This window comes from Paenibacillus sp. FSL P2-0089 (assembly GCF_038595095.1).
Lineage (GTDB): Bacteria > Bacillota > Bacilli > Paenibacillales > Paenibacillaceae > Paenibacillus_AQ > Paenibacillus_AQ silagei.
The window spans coordinates 320841-340320 of record NZ_CP152006.1 but is presented as its reverse complement, the minus strand read 5'-3'; the positions used below and the strand labels follow the sequence as shown (position 1 = coordinate 340320).

General features: G+C 54.5%; 13 protein-coding genes and 1 pseudogene. 4 read left to right on the top strand and 10 right to left on the bottom strand.

What is annotated here, in order from left to right:
• The first annotated feature begins 60 nt into the window (after positions 1–60).
• Entirely contained in the window at positions 61–2805 is a 2745-nt protein-coding gene (gene acnA, locus NST69_RS01430; RefSeq protein ID WP_076084781.1) for an aconitate hydratase AcnA, read from the top strand.
• Between the two features lie 94 nt (positions 2806–2899).
• On the opposite strand, the gene NST69_RS01425 is transcribed toward acnA, so the two are convergent.
• The 3 genes from NST69_RS01425 to NST69_RS01415 all read right to left on the bottom strand — a co-directional run bounded on the left by NST69_RS01425 (position 2900) and on the right by NST69_RS01415 (position 7728).
• Positions 2900–3919, bottom strand: a complete 1020-nt coding sequence (locus tag NST69_RS01425) for an ABC transporter substrate-binding protein (RefSeq protein WP_342548272.1) — start codon at positions 3917–3919, stop codon at positions 2900–2902.
• 671 nt (positions 3920–4590) lie between these two features.
• A complete protein-coding gene (locus NST69_RS01420) occupies positions 4591–6810 on the bottom strand; it encodes a LuxR C-terminal-related transcriptional regulator (RefSeq protein ID WP_342548271.1) in 2220 nt (739 codons plus the stop codon).
• A gap of 165 nt (positions 6811–6975) precedes the next feature.
• Positions 6976–7728, bottom strand: coding sequence for an IclR family transcriptional regulator (locus NST69_RS01415; RefSeq protein WP_036723784.1), 753 nt, complete (start codon positions 7726–7728; stop codon positions 6976–6978).
• Positions 7729–8013: 285 nt separating this feature from the next.
• On the opposite strand from NST69_RS01415, the gene NST69_RS01410 reads away from it, so the two are divergent.
• Entirely contained in the window at positions 8014–9012 is a 999-nt protein-coding gene (locus tag NST69_RS01410) for an alpha/beta fold hydrolase (RefSeq protein ID WP_245368518.1), read from the top strand.
• Positions 9013–9200: 188 nt separating this feature from the next.
• The gene (locus NST69_RS01405) at positions 9201–10388 is read left to right on the top strand and encodes a Fe-Mn family superoxide dismutase (RefSeq protein WP_342548270.1); all 1188 of its coding nucleotides are present in this window, start codon (positions 9201–9203) and stop codon (positions 10386–10388) included.
• 647 nt (positions 10389–11035) lie between these two features.
• On the opposite strand, the gene folE is transcribed toward NST69_RS01405, so the two are convergent.
• From folE to NST69_RS01380, 5 genes and pseudogenes are all read right to left on the bottom strand, one after another.
• The gene (gene folE / locus NST69_RS01400; RefSeq protein WP_036723782.1) at positions 11036–11629 is read right to left on the bottom strand and encodes a GTP cyclohydrolase I FolE; all 594 of its coding nucleotides are present in this window, start codon (positions 11627–11629) and stop codon (positions 11036–11038) included.
• Positions 11630–11689: 60 nt separating this feature from the next.
• Positions 11690–11935 carry a YneF family protein gene (locus NST69_RS01395; RefSeq protein WP_036723780.1) on the bottom strand — a complete coding sequence of 82 codons (246 nt, stop codon included), beginning with the start codon at positions 11933–11935 and terminating at the stop codon, positions 11690–11692.
• Positions 11936–12051: 116 nt separating this feature from the next.
• Positions 12052–13245: pseudogene (gene queG / locus NST69_RS01390) on the bottom strand (tRNA epoxyqueuosine(34) reductase QueG); the annotation flags it as partial.
• A 35-nt stretch (positions 13246–13280) separates the two neighbouring features.
• The gene (gene lepB, locus NST69_RS01385) at positions 13281–13898 is read right to left on the bottom strand and encodes a signal peptidase I (protein WP_081751075.1); all 618 of its coding nucleotides are present in this window, start codon (positions 13896–13898) and stop codon (positions 13281–13283) included.
• 204 nt (positions 13899–14102) lie between these two features.
• The gene (locus NST69_RS01380) at positions 14103–14522 is read right to left on the bottom strand and encodes a GNAT family N-acetyltransferase (RefSeq protein WP_036723776.1); all 420 of its coding nucleotides are present in this window, start codon (positions 14520–14522) and stop codon (positions 14103–14105) included.
• Positions 14523–14939: 417 nt separating this feature from the next.
• On the opposite strand from NST69_RS01380, the gene NST69_RS01375 reads away from it, so the two are divergent.
• On the top strand, positions 14940–15548 hold the full coding sequence (locus NST69_RS01375; RefSeq protein WP_036723775.1) for a superoxide dismutase: 609 nt from the start codon (positions 14940–14942) through the stop codon (positions 15546–15548).
• 199 nt (positions 15549–15747) lie between these two features.
• On the opposite strand, the gene NST69_RS01370 is transcribed toward NST69_RS01375, so the two are convergent.
• Positions 15748–18429, bottom strand: coding sequence for a glycoside hydrolase (locus NST69_RS01370; protein WP_342548269.1), 2682 nt, complete (start codon positions 18427–18429; stop codon positions 15748–15750).
• Between the two features lie 15 nt (positions 18430–18444).
• Positions 18445–19458, bottom strand: a complete 1014-nt coding sequence (locus NST69_RS01365) for a carbohydrate ABC transporter permease (RefSeq protein WP_081751074.1) — start codon at positions 19456–19458, stop codon at positions 18445–18447.
• Positions 19459–19480: the final 22 nt, after the last annotated feature.

Below are 19480 nucleotides of genomic sequence, written 5' to 3'. Positions count from 1 at the left end.
TACTTAAAGTATAGGAATTATGAAATGTAGTTTCACCAGATGAAACGAGGAGGCGCATATATGCCAAGCAAGGACCATTTTTCATTGGCCAAGAACCTGAAATCAGGTGGCAAAACTTATCGCTACTATCATTTGAATGCTCTGGAGGAGCAAGGTGCAGGCGACATTTCCTCCCTGCCATTCTCCATTAAGGTCTTACTCGAAGCGGCTGTCCGCCAATATGACGGACGGGCAATTACTGAAGAACATGTCAAGCAGCTGGCCAACTGGTCCGGCGGCATTGACCGCAATAAGGAAATTCCGTTCATTCCTGCCCGGATTGTCCTGCAGGATTTCACCGGCGTACCTGTAGTTGTGGATCTCGCCGCTATGCGCGATACCGTTAAGAAGGCGGGCGGAGACCCGAAGAAGATCAACCCGCTTGTACCGGTTGACCTTGTCATTGACCATTCCGTTATGGTGGATGCGTTCGGAACGGCCGATGCCCTTGAATATAATATGAACGTAGAATTTGAGCGTAATGAGGAGCGCTACCGCTTCCTGCGCTGGGCACAGACCGCCTTCAATAATTTCCGTGCGGTTCCTCCGGCAACCGGAATTGTGCATCAGGTGAACCTGGAGTATCTGGCTTCTGTTGCGGCCACCAAGACCATTGATGGAGAGACGGTTGTCTACCCGGATTCCCTGGTCGGCACGGACTCCCATACTACAATGATTAACGGCCTTGGCGTAGTAGGCTGGGGCGTCGGCGGAATTGAGGCTGAAGCAGGAATGCTTGGACAGCCGCTGTATTTCGTTACCCCGGATGTCGTTGGCTTCAAGCTGACCGGCAGTCTGATGGAAGGCGCTACAGCTACCGATCTGGCCCTTACCGTTACCCAAATGCTGCGCAAGAAAGGCGTGGTCGGCAAATTCGTCGAATTCTACGGTCCGGGTCTGGCGAACATCAGTCTGGCAGACCGGGCGACAGTAGCCAACATGGCTCCTGAATACGGCGCAACCGTCGGCTTCTTCCCAGTAGATGAGGAGACACTGGCCTATCTGCGCAGCACCGGACGCCCGGATGAACTGGTAGAGCTGGTAGGGGATTATTATAAGGCGCAGGGTATGTTCCGCACCGCAGAGACACCGGACCCGACATTCAGCGATGTCATTGAGCTGGATCTGGCTTCTGTGGTTCCCAGCCTGGCCGGACCTAAGCGTCCGCAGGACCGGGTAGAGCTTACCCATATGAAGGAGAATTTCGAAGGCATTATCCGTACACCTGTCGACAAAGGCGGCTATGGCCTCAGCGACGAGAAGATTGCCGAAGAAGTTGAGATTCAGCATAAGAACGGAAGCACTAGCAAGCTCTCTACAGGAGCGGTAGTCATTGCAGCCATCACGAGCTGTACGAACACCTCTAACCCGAGCGTAATGCTGGGCGCAGGACTGCTTGCCAAGAAGGCTGTAGAACGCGGGCTGACCAAACCGGGCTATGTCAAAAGCAGCCTGACTCCCGGATCGCTGGTCGTTACGGAATACCTGCAGAAGGCAGATCTGCTGAAGCCGCTGGAAGCACTCGGCTTCTACCTGGCCGGCTACGGCTGCGCTACCTGTATCGGCAACTCCGGTCCGCTGCCGGATGAAGTCAGCGAAGCCATTACAGAGCATGATATGACGGTTGCCGCCGTAATATCCGGGAACCGTAACTTCGAGGGCCGCGTGCATGCCCAGGTCAAAGCCAACTATCTGGCTTCACCACCGCTGGTTGTCGCCTACGCACTGGCCGGCACGGTGAATATTGACCTGAAGACCGAGCCGCTGGGCTATGACCCGCAGGGTGAGCCTGTCTTCCTGGCCGATATCTGGCCGACTACAGCCGAGATCCGCGAAGCCATAGGGCTCTCGCTCAGTCCGGAAATGTTCCGCAGCAAATACGAGAATGTATTCACAGCCAATGAACGCTGGAATAACATTCCGGTACCGGAAGGCGAGCTGTATGAATGGGATAACAACTCCACCTACATTCAGAATCCGCCATTCTTCGAGCACCTGGCTGACGGTATCTCTGACATTAAGGACATCAAGAGCTCCCGTGTGCTTGCCCTGCTTGGCGATTCCGTCACTACCGACCATATCTCGCCAGCCGGGAATATCTCCACTTCCGGTCCAGCCGGGGAATATCTGCGGGGTCATGGCGTGGAACGCGCTGACTTCAACTCCTACGGCTCGCGCCGCGGGAATCATGAGGTGATGATGCGCGGTACCTTCGCTAACATCCGTATCCGCAACGCAGTGGCTCCTGGAACAGAAGGCGGCGTAACCACCTTCCTCCCGAGCGATGAGGTCATGTCGATCTATGACGCCTCCATGCTGTACCAGTCGGCCGGACAGAACCTGATCGTTATCGCCGGTAAAGAATACGGCACAGGCAGCTCCCGCGACTGGGCCGCCAAGGGTACTCTCCTGTTAGGCGTTAAGGCAGTCATCGCTGAGAGCTTCGAGCGGATTCACCGCAGCAATCTCGTCGGCATGGGCGTGTTGCCGCTGCAGTTCCAGGAAGGCCATGGCTGGAGCAGCATGGGGCTGACCGGACGCGAGACCTTCGACATTACCGGTCTTGACAACCATGTCCTTCCCGGACAGGAGCTGACAGTCACTGCTACCCGTGAAGACGGCACCCAGTTCGACTTCCCGGTCATTGCCCGTCTCGATAGTACCGTAGACATCGACTACTACCGCAATGGCGGTATTCTGCAGACAGTCCTCCGCCAGATGCTGGCAGATGCTACAGCTTCGGAAGCGGCTCAGCCGGTAGAATAATTCGGCTTCATAAGGCTAGATCATTATACAAGCTGCGCCGGTATCAGATTTCAGTCTGATACCGGCGCAGCTTTTTGTCTTTTTCAGGAATGCCCTATTTGACTGACAGCAGGCTGGTCGTAATGAAATCCAACTGCTTCTCCAGAGAGATCGGATCATTGTACGTATCGGCAGCAGGGTTCAACTGGAATACATTCCCTGCCTTGACCGCCGGAAGCCCCTTCCACAGCGGATTGTCATAGACAATCTTCGGGTCTGTAGTATCCCCTGACCACGGGCAGGTGAAGATAATGTCTCCGGCAAAGTCCGGCAGCTTCTCCAGGGAGATGGAAGCCCAGCCAGTTCCGCTGTCGATGGCCTCCTTCTGCGCTTCTGCGGGAGCCTTCAGCCCGAACTCCCCATACAGAATCTCACCGCCCCGGCCATAGTTATGCCCAAAAACATACAGCCCCTTGGCATATGGATTCAGGATAGATACTGTCTTATTACCAACAGCAGCCTGTACCTGCGGCTTCAGCTCAGCAATGCGGGCCTCCCACTGGGCGATCCAGGCCTTAGCTTCATCATTCTTGTTCACCAGCTTGCCGTAGTCGAGCATCTGATCCTTATAATTCTTGGCGCCATACTGAATCTGTACCACAGGCGCAATTTCCTTCAGCTTATCGATGCCTTCTGTGCCGGTATACACAATAATCAGGTCAGGGTCCAGGGACAGGATATTCTCCGGGGTGACATCGTCACCAAGCCCTTCTGCACCTTCAAGCATGTCTGCAAGATAGGGACTATCCTTGGCTCCTTGCATGACTCCTACCGGCTTCACACCCAGCGCCAGAAGATATCCTGTATAAAAGGCTGTAGTATCCACGATTCTCTGCGGATTCTTAGGCACTTGAACCTCACCGGCGCTATCCTGGAAGGTAACCATCTCTGCTTCAGCAGAAGGTTCGCCAGTAGCCGGAGCAGCAGTGGGTGCTTCAGAAGCTGCAGGTGCAGGAGCATTCGCTGCCGTCCCGGAGCCAGAGCCGGAATTACCCGATGAACCGCAGGCTGCCAGCAGGACAGCCATGACGAGAGTAAAGACAATCAGGACAAGACTTTGTTTAGAGTATCGCAAGATAATCCCCCTATATATGTATGATATTGATAATCATTATCAATAGTAATATATCACAGAGTAGACAGGCTGACAACACTCCGGGAACTTTTTTGTAGCCGGTTTCGCATACGTTTTGAAGTGTTTCTTCCATCCGGGCGGTGCTCCGCCTATCTCTTGCCAATTCCGGGCTTTCTCTCTCACCGACCACTTGCTTGGAGCCGCATTGTTGCACATCTTGCAGGATTTCTCTAAAAATGTTACTGGCTGTGATACATTGTTGCATCTTTTGCAGAATTTTCGGTATTTAGAGTTAGTTAGCGCTGGATTTGTTGCATTTCGTGCAGGATTTCAGCATAGAACGCTTCTTTGGGGCAGTATTGTTGCACTTTTTGCAGGATTCCTCTTAAAATGTTACTGCCTGTGATGCATGGGGCCATTCCCTCCGCGCAGCGGCACCCATTGTATTCGGTTTTTCTGTGAAAATACGTCTGGCACTGCGATAAACACACGGCCTACGCGGCGCGCCCAGTCCAATGTGTTCGGTTTTCTGTCGAAATATGGTAAATAAAAGTATGAAAATGTAATATCCAAAAAAACCGTCCTTAGTAAGGACGGCTTCGTTTCAGCGAGAAGTAGCAAGATAGGTTATGGGCATAAGCAAATGAATAATCGTGACTCCAGGAGGGCTTTCAGGACATCTCGATACGCTCGGAATCGAATATTCTTTTGTAGACCAGAGCTATGATCTGTGAGCGGTCCGTTACGTCCATTTTATTAAAAATACGGCTCAGATGATTCTTGACGGTATGCTCGCTGATAAACAAGGCGCTGGCAATATCCTTGTTCGTCTTGCCCTGAATAATCAGTTCCAGCACTTCCTCCTCGCGCGGCGAGATTCCCCATTCCTCCTTGGGCGTCTTCAGTGCCGTACTGTTCAGCAGCTTCCCTGCCGACACGCCTCTTTTGGCGGGCATCGCTTCCGAGCGGCTGCGCAAGAAGGATTGGAAGGTAGTGCGCGGCTCACTGTACAGCTCCCCGACCACATGATCATCCAGGTTGAAGCGGGAGGGGTCCAGCCACTCCAGATCCGAGTCCGCCAGCAGCTCCTTATCCGCGCCCTTGCCTGCATGATGAAGCACCAGCGCAAGCAGTTGGGCAGTGACAGAGACCGAAGGCTTATTGATCTGAAAATAGAACGAAGCAAACTGGTCCACCTGCTTCAGCAAAGAAAGCTCCTCCGGGTAGAACCCGTAGCCCTGCAGGAAATCCAGCCTGAACGGAGCCAGCAGAGCAGCCGTTCTCATCTGCTCTGACTCCCGCTCCGGCAGTCCTGTATAACGGGCAAGCTCATACGCCATGGCAGAAGCCTCTGCCGACAGGCGGTGCAGCTCGGGATTACTGAGCCGAAGATAATGAAGTGTCTGTCCGGTGAAGACCCCTGCCTGCTTCATATGTCTGGCTTCCTTCTCGATCAGACGGATCGAAGTACTCGCCAGACTGGCGAGACAGCCGGTTAAGGACAGCCACTCCTCGGCTTCGCTGCGGCGTCTGAAGCCCACTGACAGAATGCCCTTGAATACCTTCTCGGCAATCAGCGGACATTCGAGCAAGACCTGCCCCTCGGCCTCCCCGTTGATGATCGCAGAAGAGAGAAAGGCCTGCGAGGAGTAACGGGACTGGAGGTCCTGGACATACGGCGCAATCTCCTCCGGCTTCCACCCCTTGGCGTAATGGGTATCCCCCGGCTGCTCCTCGAAGAATACAAGCACCGATGACGGGAAGAACGGCATGCCCATTACCATATCCAACAGCACAGTGCCCAGCTCCTGAGTGGATGCGGCCTGCGGCAGCAGGCGGGCAGCCTCCTTCAAGCGCTGGGTGGCTTCCCTGCGCAGGGCTTCGCGCTGCACCAGCTGCTCTCCCCGTCCGGATAAGCCCAGGAGCGCAGCAACATTCTGCTCATACTGGGCATAATCCTGGATTGGACGGCTCTTCCCAAAGCCTACAGCAAGCAGCAATGCCCTCTTCCCGCTGTGAATTCTCAGCGGATAGCATGACAAATATTCCGGCTGCGTCATTGCGCGCTGAGTGAAGAATAACGATCTCGGATCTTGGGCAATGTCCTGCCAGTGCCGGGGCTCCCTGCCCAGAACTGCCTGTCCCAGGAAGCCGTCTCCCTGCTGGAACCCGGCATTCATGAGAAGTCCTGCTTCTTTGCCGGCAGAATATTTGACCTTGAACTGTCCGGCCTCCTCCTCTTGGGCAAAGGCATACAGCTCCGCATCAGAGAACATACCGGCCATCTGTTGCAGCACAACCTCTATCTTCAGGAACTCACTCTCCAGATTGGATAACAGCTGGGTAATCACCAGGCTGCGTCTCTGTTCCAGCGGCTTCACTGCGCACCCCGCCAGCAATTTGGAGAGCACATTCCCGAGCACACTCAATTTCCCCCTGATGCTGACGATGCCTTCCCGGCTAAGCTCAGGCATGGCGGCCAGTACATCCTTCAACATCTCATAGTCGGGGTGTTTCCGCATCTTGGCCTCGAACGCCTGCAGCACAAGCCCGCGCGTACCTTCTTCCATATATAAGCCGGACCATAAATAGTACGTCTGCCCATAGTCTGGAACCAGCGGACTGACCACATACTTCAGTCCGGGGACCCACTCTTCAAGTACGGCAGGATATGATAAGGGGCCCATTCTGAGCAATGCAGGCTCGAAGGGACGCTCTATGACCTGTATAGATTTAAACATCTTCTGATAGAATATTCCGGAAAGCGTCGGGCGCGTAACCACATTCCCAGCCTGATCCGTAAGCACAAGCGCCTGGCCCGTAACAGAGCCGAACGTATCCTGCAGCTCTTGAATTTCTCCCATCAGTGAATCGGGTATAGCCACTTTCATCCCATCACCTCGTGCCCCTGGATTCCTATTATATCTTCACTCTTAATTTAGCTAATCATTACTAATGATAGTTCATTTTAACTAGATATACAATGAATGACGAAGACTGAATAGCCTGTATGTCCTAAAGTTTTCCTTCATAAATCTGCTGCCGGAGGCCTCAGATCAGCCCATCATTAGGCCCATTTCAGCAGCAGCCTCAGCCAAAATGACAGCATATTCCTCCAGAGTCTCCCGCGACAAACGGCTGACCGGGCCGGACATCGAGAGCGCTGCTACCACGCCCCCGGCCCGTCCGGCGATGGGCACAGCCACGGCTGCCGCTCCCGGCTCCCGTTCCTCGAAGCTAGTTGCATAGCCGCAGCGGGTGATCTCCTTCAGCTGCTCCAGGTACTGGCTGCGGTCTACACTGTCCGGCCATGCGGGGTCGGCCAGCAGCCGGACCTGCACTTCCGGCGGCGCGTAAGCAGCCAGAACCTTGCTTGATGCGCCTACCGAGAGCGGCAGCCTTGCCCCGATCTGGGCTACCCGGCGTATAGCCTGCCGGCTCTGCACCGCCTGAATGCGCACTCGCTCCAGATTGTCGCGCAGATACAGGCTGACCGTCTCTCCCAGGCGGTCGCGCAGCCGCTCCATGGCGGGCAGCAGAAGCACCGCCGGCTCGTTCAGCGTCGGGAGATGTGTGGACAGCTCCCAGATGCGGATGCCCAGGCGGTATTTGTCCGTCCCCTCATCCCGCTGCAGGAAGCCCTTCTCCTCCAGTGTGGTCAGCAGGCGGTGCACTGTGCTTTTATGCAGGCCGATCTTCGCAGAGATCTCCGTCAGACTAAGGTCGTAATCATCATTATCCTGAGTGAAGCACAGTAATATATCCAGCGCACGTTCTACGGCGCGTACAGTCAGCTTCCGGTCTTCCACCCCGATCTCCCCTTCACATGTTTCACCTATTGAAACCCGGTTACATAATTATTAAGATATCCCTATCTTAGTGCAAAAGCCTAAATAAAGTCCAGCAGATTCCGTATCCATAATCAGCCGTCCGCAGTTTACAGTTACATTACAAAAGAACCATTTCCATTGACTTTGTAAGGGCATAAATTTACGATTAAATATATGAACTATTCATGCTCTGAATCTTGAAACTTTCCAGGAGGGGACCTTATGAATCTGGCAACTAGTCATCCCGGCGCGCCGGTCTCCCGTATGCCTAACGAGGGTAAGCCCGCTTCGTCACCACTAATTCCACTTCGGATGATACGCGTCAAGCACATCATTGTGGCCCTGCTGTTATCCGTATTCTTCTTCTTTGTATTCTGCTTCATCGCCCTGCATGCCTATATCGCCTGGGTACTCTCGAATCCTACCGTAGCCCCGCTCTACTCTAATCCTTATCAGGCCAAGGGGCTCGCCTACGAGGATATCAGCTTCCCTGCCAAGGACGGCAGCCGGATGATGGAGGGATGGTATATTCCTTCCAAAGGAGCCACCAAAACTATTGTTTTCAGTCACGGCTATGGTGCGAACCGCGAGGAGAGCTGGGTTCCCATGTATGATCTGGCCCACTACGCGCACAGCCTGAGATTCAATGTCGTCATGTTCGACTACGGCTTCGCCTCCAAGACCGACAGGGATATCGCAACCGGCGGCAAAAAAGAATCCCAGCAGCTGCTCGGAGCCATTGAGTTCGCCAAGGAGCAGGGGGCAGACCAGATTGTGGTCTGGGGCTTCTCGATGGGCGCAGGCACCGCCCTGCAAGCTGGACTTGTAACCAAAGATGTGGACGCGATGATTCTGGACAGCACCTTCCTGCTGGAGCCGGACACCCTGTACCATAACATCAAGCAGAACATCAATCTTCCCCGCCAGCCTTCGCTGGAGATTATGGAGATGCTCTTCCCGGTGCTGAACGGCACAGGACTGAATCAGATTCCTTACTCCAAGGTCAAATCGGAGGATTATCCGTTCCCGGTACTGTTCATGCACGGCACCAAGGACGATAAGGCACCTTATCCGATTGCCGAGGAGCTGGCGGCGAACCAGAGCAATCCGTATTCGGATTCATGGATCGTGGAGGACAGCCATCATGAGCTGCTGTTCCGCGAGCACCCGCGTGAGTATCTGCGGCGGGTATCCGCTTTTCTCGGGAATGTGCAGCTAGCCCAGATCAGCGGGAGCCAAGGCAACCCCACCGCAAGCAAATAGCATCTTATCGTTACCTACGGCATGTGCAGATGTATCCTGTGATACATTCTGTGCATGCCTTTTTACTGTGCGGGGCACAGGACCTCCAATCCATCCGCCGCAATTCCCCTCGCAGGCCAGTCTCATAAGCTGTCCTTCTCCGGCATATAATGGACCGATGAAACTTTAGGACGGGAGGACTGCATGTCATGCCATATGTATTCGTTGCACCGCCGCCAGTACAGATTCTAGGGGAGATTGCCTTCTGGAAAAATCAGGAGAAGGAGCATGCCGAGGTCCTGATCCAGATCATCCCACGCCTGGAGGAGCCTTATGTAAAGCTGCTGGAGGACTGGGCCATTGTCTTCCTAGCTACAGAACAGACGGCGCAGCAGCTGCTCGCTAGTCCCCAGGCACCGGACGCAGGCGGTCCGGGGAGTCCATCTGCCGAAGCCGGGCGGCTGCTGCACACCGCCTGCGACCAGTCCGCCGAATTCATCCGGCACCTGAAGGCCATGAAGGAGGCCAGCGCCGCCGTCAATGCCTTCCCCCTGGCGGGAACCACGCTGCTGCACTTCATCCGGGAGTCCGAATACTTCCTCGCTGTACTGGCCGCTCTGACTCCTGCGGACTACGGACCCGGAATGCTGCGGATGAATCCGACGGAACAGGGTGAACCCGCTCCTTCACCCGCTCCTGCTGCAGGCGGAGACAGTCTCCAGGGAACAGGAAGCTTCGCAGTTCCGTTATGGGAATCCCGCGAGGCAGGCTCGGTTCCCATCGGCGGGCATACGCTTCCCCCTCTGCCTTATGCCTATAATGCTCTGGAGCCGTATATTGACGAGAAGACGATGATCATTCATCACGACAAGCATCACCAGAGCTATGTAGACGGGCTGAACAAGGCCGAGAACAAGCTGGCGGAAGCGCGCCTGAGTGGCGACTATGATCTGGTTAAGCATTGGGAGCGGGAGCTTGCCTTCAATGGGGCCGGACACTATCTGCATACGATCTTCTGGAATGTCATGTCCCCGCAAGGAGGCGGCCGCCCCTCCGGCGCCCTGCTGGACGCTATAGAACGCAGCTTCGGAAGCTATGATGCCTTCAAGGCCCAGTTCACTGAGGCCGCGGGTAAAGTCGAGGGCGGCGGATGGGCTATTCTGGTCTGGAGCCCGCGCAGCCGCAGACTGGAGATTCTGACGGCTGAGAAGCATCAGAATCTGTCCCAATGGGATGTCGTTCCGCTGCTGGCGCTCGATGTGTGGGAGCATGCCTATTACCTCAAGCATCAGAACAACCGTGCAGATTACATCCAGGACTGGTGGAGAGTCGTGAACTGGCCTTATGTCGCCGAGCGCTACGGGGCTGCCCGCAAGCTGGTCTGGCAACCTTTCTGAGGCTCTGTGGTGTATTCGTTTTCCGCATACAACAAGCCCGCGCACCTTCAGCGCGGCACATTGTATTCGTCTTTCGCATACATTCTGATGAACTTCTCCCTCTCATGGCGGCGTTCTGCGTATCTCTGGCCAATTCTGAGGTTGTTCACTCTCACCGGCTGTTTGTATGGAGTAGCATTGTTGCACTTCTTGCAGAGTTTCTCTAAATTTATTAGAAGCCGTGGAGTATTGGGTCACACACCTTCGCGCGAGCACAATGTATACTGTTTTTCACATACATTCGGTCCGTGCGCCTGCTTGCGAGCACAATGTATGCTGTTTTCCGCATACATTCGGTCCGTGCGCCTGCTTGCGAGCACAATGTATGCTGTTTTCCGCATACATTCGGGCCACATGCCTGCGCGCTAGCAAATGTATGCTATTTTCCGCATACATTGGGGCCACATGCCTGCGCGCTAACAAATGTATGCTATTTTCCGCATACATTCGGGCCACATGCCTGCGTGCCAGCAAATGTATGCTGTTTTCCGCATACATTTGAGCCACGCACCTTCGCGCGCAAAAGCCCGCCGCCACTGTTGAAGTGGCAGGCGGGCTTTTGCGCTTGCAGGGCCGGTCCGGCAAGCTTATCCTTCCCGGCTCCGGCTTTATTCCTTGATCAAGGCCAGGAATTCGGCCCTTGCCGCAGCGTCCTCACGGAAGGTGCCGCGGGTGGCCATCGTAACCGTCTTGCTGCCCGGCTTCTTCACACCCCGGGCACACATGCACAGATGCTCCCCTTCGACTACAACCATGACACCGTGCGGATTTAGCACCTCTGTCATGATGTCGGCGATCTGGGCTGTGATGCGCTCCTGCACCTGTAACCGGCGGCTGACCGCTTCCACGAGCCGGGCCAGCTTGCTGAGTCCGGCAATGCGGCCGCTAGGCACATAACCGATATGCACCTTGCCGAAGAATGGAGCCATGTGATGCTCGCATTGGCTATAGTAGACAATATCCTTCACAATGACCAGCTCTTCATGAGACTCGTCGAAGGTGACGCCCAGCGCTTCACGCGGATCAACGGAATAACCGCCGAAGATCTCTTCATACATCCGGGTCACTCTGGCCGGTGTTTCCAGCAGGCCTTCACGGCTCGTATCCTCACCGATTAATTCCAGAATCTTCTCTACATGATACTCAATCTGCTCACGGTTTACAGAAACCTTCCCGTTCTTGTACTCCTTGATGCCCCCCATGAAAACTCCCCCCTTCCGCACCTGCAGCTGACTCTTATCTATTTCATACGATCATCATTATTACTTCTTGCGGGACTGTCCTTTGCCCGCAGCGGGACGCCCCGGCGGATTGCCGTTCTTCATCATCTGCTGGGCTCGCTGCATTTGCTTCCCGTTCAGGTTGTACCCCATTTGCTTGGCAACCTTCTGCAGCATTTCAGGATCATTCTGCATCGTTGTCATCTGTCTGCGCAGATAATATACGCCGATGAAGAATCCGCCGATCAGACCTACCACAAGCGTAATAATAGGCAATGCAATATTCATCTGTAATCCACCTTTGTACTCTATTGTCTGGCGATAACCCTGTTCAGGCACGCGAATCTATCATAGCATTTCAACAACTGGACAGCAATTGGCAAATCCCGCTGGCAGCCGGTTCATTTCCCGTCCGCTGCTCTCTGCTCGCGCAGCTTGCCTGCGGCCCGCTCCAGCATGTCGCGCACCGTAGCGTCCTCTTCGCTCTCCAGCGCCTGCTCGACTGCCGCAAGCGCCTCTTCGCCGCCGATGCGGCTGAGCGCCCAGGCAGCCGTCCCGCGCATCACCGGCCGCGTCTCCTTCAGCACAATCTCAGTCAGCTTCGGCACGGCCGATGCCTCCTTGAAGTTGCCCAGCGCGATGACCGCATTGCGCTGGATCGGATTCTTGCCGCGCCAGGCGGCGGAGCTGCTGCCGAATTTCTCCTTGAACCCCCGGTTGCTGAGATCCAGAATCGGCATCAGCAGCGGCTTGACCACTTCAGGATCAGGCAGAAGCTGCGGGCGGTGGTCCCAGTTCTTGCCGCGGTTCTGCGGACAGACAATCTGGCAGGTATCGCAGCCGTAGAGCCGGTTCCCGATCTTGGTCATATAGTTCTCGCTCAGGAAGCCCTTGGTCTGGGTCAGGAAGGAGATGCAGGCCTGGGCATTGAGCTGTCCCGGTCCGACCAGCGCGCCGGTAGGACAGGCATCGATGCATTTGGTGCAGTCGCCGCAGCCCTCCTCCACAGGCTGGTCTGGAGGCAGCGGGAGATTCGTCACCATCTCCCCCAGATAGATCCATGATCCCCACTTGGGAGAGATAATCGCACAATTCTTGGCGCTGAAGCCGATCCCTGCCCGCTCCGCTACTGCCCGGTCTACCAGCGCTCCCGTATCCACCATGCTCTCCAGCACAGCATCCGGGACACGCTCACGGATGAAGCTCTCCAGCTTCGCCAGCGCTTCACGAAGGACATGATGGTAATCCTGGCCCCAGGAGGCGCGGGCCAGAATGCCTCTGCGTGCACCCGGCTCGGATTTGGGCGGATTCTCCATCTTGGAGGGATAGGCCACGGCAATCGCAATGATGGAGAGCGGCTGCTCCCCGGACTGGAGGGCGGGAACCGTCCGCTTGTCCAGGTCAGGTTCCTCGAAGCCGGATTCGTACCCCTTGTCCCGATGCTCCTGAAGAATGTTCTTCAAATATAAAAACGGCTCCGCAGTGGTGAACCCGATATCATCGATACCGAGCGCAGCTGCAGCCGCCTTAATCTCAGCCTTAAGTTCCTCCCATTTGGAAGGAGGCGGAGCGTAGCCTTTCTGGATGTTGAGATGCATATCCGCCTCTCCTTTATAGATTGAATAAGGTTGCTCTACAGGGCCTTCATCTTAGAGAGAGGCCACCAGATCAGGGAGACCTTACCCACAATACTCTCCCCTGCGACAGCGCCGAAATAACGGCTGTCCTTGCTGGCTCCGGCATGCCGGTTGTCCCCCATGACGAAGTAGGTCCCCGCCTGCACGGTCAGACTGCTGAAATCGGGATCTTCTATAGACGTATCGATATATGGCTCATCCAGCAGCTTGCCGTTGAGATAGAGCTGCTGGTTCCGTACTTCAATAATGTCGCCGGGAATGCCGATCACCCGCTTGACCAGATATTCCTTGCGGCTGGGTCCCGTACTGGGATCATGAAGGACGACAACCTCCCCGCGGCCCGGATTCCCGAAGCTGAGGGCGATTTTATTAATAATCAGCTTCTCCCCCTGATAGAGGGTAGGCTCCATGGATTGGCCGATTACAGTTGACACGTTGAACACATAGATATTAAGCAGCGACATCACAGCGAACACAATCCCCGCCGTAATGATCCACTCCCGCATATCCTTGATCCACGTTCTTCGGGACTTCTGTCTGGACTTGTTATGCGTCACTGATCTGTATCTTTGTCTGCGGCTCCGCATGAAATCTTCTTCAAGCTCCCGGTTCATAGGCCACCTACTTGCTTCGATTGGGTTATCCGTTCCTTAACAATAGAAAAGCATATCTCCCGCCCATTTGCAATGGACATAGGGAAGATATGCTTTAGTATAATGAAACAGACTATGCAGGAATACCCATATTCAAAGTATCCGCCCTGCAACAGTTCTCTACTCTGACCTTTGATTCCGCTTACAGCAGCGGTTCAACAACAGTTACCCGACAATGCTCAGCTTGCGCACGGATTTGAAAATGTGGTTCTCGTCATAACCCATGGCTTCATATAGAGGCATTGCAAAAGAATTGTGTTCATCGACGGCAACATAAATGCCGCTGACCTTCCGCGCCTGAAATCTGCTCTCCATAGCCGTTACAAGACTCTTACCGACTCCTCTGCGGCGGTAATCCGGATGGACGGCAATGCGGAAATAACAGCCGTGATTCTTCTCAATCGTACCAATCAGCGCACCGATGATTTCTCCTTCATCCTCAGCAACTACAATGAGATCAGAATCCCATGACAATTGCCTGGAGAAAGGCTCGATCGTGCTCTCGAAACATTCTTCCGATAATGCGGTCTGCAGCAATTCAGTCACTGGAGTTACATCGCTTAATTGAAAGGAACGAACGTGCATACTTTCAAGTCTCCCTTTTCTATGGCTTATGATTTTACAAAAAGAAGGAGTTTCCATAACAGCATAAAGTGGAAAAAAGCATCAAAAACCGAGGAATACCTGCTTTTGTCTCTATTAAAGCACACTTTTCTCGCGTTATCATCATTTTTCTTTTGAAAGCGCTTGATATGAAGCGTTTACATTCAATATAGTTTCATATTTAACATCTATTAGGAGATTACAGTAGTCAAAACGTCCCGGTTACGAAGCCTCACTAGTTTAACACAGCCTTAACACTTTCAGTGAGCTGGGGACGGGAAAATACTTTTTAAACATTTTTGTTTATTTAATGTTGCATTATTGTTCCAGATGCGTTTTAATAATAGTATCTCAACGGATATATACCCAAACCAACATATAATCAGGAGGGATTTTTCCATGGCTTTTCAATTACCGGCACTTCCGTATCCGAACAACGCACTTGAACCACACATCGACGCATTGACGATGGAGATTCATCATGACAGGCACCATAACACTTATGTGACGAACCTGAACGCCGCACTGGAAAAGGCACCCGAACTGCAAAACAAAAGCATCGATGAGCTTCTGACCGACCTGAACGCTGTACCGGAAGCGATCCGCACAGCGGTCCGCAACAACGGCGGTGGACATGCCAACCACACCCTGTTCTGGGAAGTGATTGGACCGAATGGCGGCGGCGCACCAACCGGCGCACTGGCTGCTGCCATTGACAGCGAGCTGGGCGGCTTCGATAAATTCAAGGAAGACTTCGCGGCTGCAGCTACTACACGCTTCGGCAGCGGCTGGGCTTGGCTCGTTGTAAAGGACGGCAAGCTTGCCGTAACCAGCACACCGAACCAGGACAACCCGATCAGCGAAGGCGCAACTCCAATCCTCGGCCTAGATGTATGGGAGCATGCCTACTACCTGAACTACCAGAACAAACGTCCTGACTACATCAAGGCGTTCTGGAACGTAGTGAACTGGGAAGAAGTCGGCAAGCGTTACGAAAGCGCGAAATAAGCATCTGCCTTCAGCATGATGCTCTAAGCAAACAGGTTCACCTCTGCCGTAATGGCAAGGGTGAACCTGTTTTTATTTAAAATATAAGAATTTATATGTTCCACACGATAACTTATCCTTCTATTTCTCGCTGAAACGGTACCGTCCTTTAAAAGGACGGCAATGCCGTTTCCACTTGCCACGCTAAGCCAGGCTGAATTCACTGCCTGAACTTGGCGTTCAGAGCGTCGTACTCACGCCGGGTGACCGGAATTACCGTTCCATGGCGGGGGCTGGCCGGCAGCTCATAATCAGTGGATACCGTCCACTTACCCGAATCAAGATCTTCCGTCTCCAGCGGGATGTACCCTCTCCCTCCGAATTCATCCACAAACAGATACCACTTCTTCTCTGTATTGGATTTGAACAGGGTTGGCCCTTCAATGCCCTTTAGTCCGCCGACACTCCCGCTTAGCAGCTTCACCTCAGGCGCAAATATTGAATCCAGGGACTCCTGGAACACCATTTTGCCAAAAGGGGATTCCGGGCCTTGCTCGCGCTCATCCTTGGTGAATCGGTAAATCTTCCCGTTATATGCCGCCATAGTGGTATCAATGATCGAATACCCGTAGTCCATATAGACCTGCGGCTCTGTGAACGCGCGGAAATCGCGTGTCTTGCTGTACATGATTGTCTGGTAGGCGTCCCCGGTGTGAGTAGAATCGGCGTACATCCGCGAGGCCCAGAATACGATATATTCTCCGCTCTCCTGGTCATAGATCACCTCAGGTGCCCAGGTATTCCCCGCTTCCTCAGGTGAGACCTTGGCTTCCCAAGGCTCCGACCAGTCCACGAGATTATCCGATTCCCACACAATGATCGACCGGCTGCCCTGTGTCTGGGCTGCGCCCCAATCCCAATTGCCGTTGATCTTCAGATCGGTGGCAATCAGATAGAACTGTCCCCCTTCAGGTGAACGGATGATGAAGGGATCTCTGACTCCCTTGTTGCCCAAGGGGGAGATTAGCACAGGCTTCCCGCCGTTCAGCTCCTGCCAATACAGCGGGTCATTGCCTTCGCTGAGGGCGAAATATACCTGCTCGCCGTCCCCGGTCCCTTCGCCTGTGAAATAGCTGAACAGATAGCCCGCATAGTCCGCTGCCGCCGGAATGTCCTGTGCAGCTTGAGTCCCGGTAACCTGAGTTCCGGCAACCTCACCCGGCTGGCCTGCCTGCTCCTCTAGCTCCGGCCCGCCTGCCACCAGGGTCACCACCGACTTGGCCGGAATCAAGGCCTGGAATACCTGCTCCCCATCTGCTGTCCCATCAGCAGCTACATCAACGGCCAGATCCCCGCCGCGAGCCAGATCCAGCTGCTCATTGGTTACATAGGAACGCAAGGCCGAAGCCTTCAGCCCAAGCCCGCTCAGCGTGAGCTGCACCCGCTTCTCCTCCAGGCTGTCATTCACCAGCACCGCCGTCATGCTCTGCTCCTCCTCGTGTATGTAAGCCGAGCCGAGCAGCTCGCTTCCGGCGTCCTGGCTCAGACCGGAGAGCGCAATCCGCACCGCTCCGGGGCGGATGAACTTGCTGTAATTGCCGAGCGACCACAAGATCTTCGAGGTCAGGATGTTCTGCCCGTCTCCAGGCTGATTGTAGTCGGTGTACAGCAAGCCGTCCTTGTAATCTACCTTGGACACTGCGGTCCACCACTGCCATGCGGCTGCATCCGCCTCGGTCAGATCGAAGTGAATGGTGCGCGCCACCTGTAGTGCCGGCTCCATCCCCAAATCCCGCCCCGGGCCGTAATCGCCCATAATGCAGTATTCGGTAACCCAGTATTTGGCCTGCGGATCATATTGCTTCAGATTGCGCTCCAGCAGCTGTCTTAGCTTCACCAGGCGGTCATCGCCGGAATGGCTGTAATCGGACCAGTAGGAATGCGAGGCAATCTTGTTGCCTACCGCTTCCTTCAGCACAGGATCACCCAGCAGGTCCTTAATGTATTCACGGTATTTCCCCAGCCCAAGGCTGTTAGCCCCGCTGGAATAGACGCCGCTGCCCGCGAACTCCCGGTAGCGCTCGTCATCGAGCAGAGAATTAATCTCCACTCCGTCCGGGGCACTGATCTGTGCTTCCAGCAAGCTGGCACGGAGCTGGGCATGCAGCTCCAGAATCACCCGCTTCAGGTCGTCATTGTTGTACCGGCTGGCTTCCTGCTTTTCATGATTCCAGTCCCAGGTCGGCTCGTTAACGGGACTGATATAATCGAATTCAAGGCCCTCCTGCTTGAAATGCTCCAGCACCTCAATCAGGAAGGAGGCGAAGGCAGCTTCAGAGCCTTCCTTCAAATTACTGGAGCCTACCTCCGGATCAGGCTGGGCATGGCCGTTGCGGGTCATCCAGACTGGCGGGCTATTGACGAAGGCGATCAGGGATTCGACTCCGCGCTCCTTGGCCGCGCGCAGGAACCACTGCTGGCCTGCCTGCCTGCTCCAGTCGTACGGCCCTTCCTCCGTTAGTTTGAAGGCTTCCGTTCTCCGCCACGGATCTGGAATGATTGCCTGATCGGTCTCCGCCGAGCCTGCGCCTATATTGAAGCGCCAGGCCGACAGCCCGATCCCTCTGCTGCGTGAGAACAGCAAATCTGCCACCTTGTTCTTATTCTCTTCGGTCCACTCCTTCCCCAGGGGGTCCATGGACCAGGCGTCGGACGCGCCAAAGTTATCGATAGTCTGATAGCGGAGCTTGCCGTCTATCGTCACTGCCGCATCCGGCGGTTTCTGGTGCTGCACAGGGATTTCCTCCTCTTTCCTATTACTGAACAGAACTACAACAACAACAACAACAACAACACACACTAGAACAACGCCGATAACCGCCGTAACTGCCAGCCGCTTCATGCTCCTATCCTCCTCCTAACCGACCAGACCGGAACGCTCCACACTCTCTACGAAATGCCGCTGAACGAATACATAGAGAATAATTAGCGGCAGAATCGCCATCAGCACACTGGTATTCATCATCATGGACATGAAGAACGGGTCTTGAACGAGCGAATTCGCCGCCTGTCCGCCGCCGGTCATGTAGGTAGCTATGCCGTAGCCGGCCGATGACATCATCGATGACATGACCTTCGGTTCATTCAGATACATATTGGTGAAGAATGAGTCATTCCACTGCCACACGAAGGAGAACAGCATCACCGTTACCATAGACGGAATGGCATTGGGCAGAATCACCCGGGCGAAGGTGGTGAAATAGCCTGCTCCGTCCACATAGGCCGCTTCCTCAATCTCCCGTGGAATGCCCTTGAAGAACTGGCGGAAAATATAGACATACAGCCCTGTCTTAACGCCCATCCCGAGCATTGAAGAAATGATAAACGGCCAATACGTATTAATCAGATTCGCCGGCTTCCCCGTGAACAGCTCAATCAGGCCGAACAGGTCAAAGTTCTTGAAGTGCAGGTACAGCGGGATCATGATCGTCTGGGACGGGACAAGGATCGTAAAGATCACTGCCGCGAACAGCAGCCCGCTCCCCTTGAACTTAATCCGGGCAAAGCCGTAACCGGCCAGCACACAGATGATGGTCTGAAGCACCATGACCGCTGAGGACAACAGCATGGTATTCCGCAGTACTGCCGGATAGTTCATCGCCTTGAATACGAGCCTGAAGTTCTCCAGGGTGAACGCCTGCGGTACCCAGATCACGGTGGAATCATACAAATCGTCCATACTCTTGAACGCAATCGACAGCTTCAGCAGGATCGGGTACAGAATGACGAACGATATGCCGAAGACCAGCACAAAACGGGCGATCACCCACAACCATTTTTTCGAAAATTCCACCCAATAGGCGGCCGAAGCCAGCCGGTGCAGCTGCTCTTTCTTAGAGCGGTGCGGCATTGCTGCGGTCTCTGTCTTCATGAATGCTCCTCCTTCCAAGCCG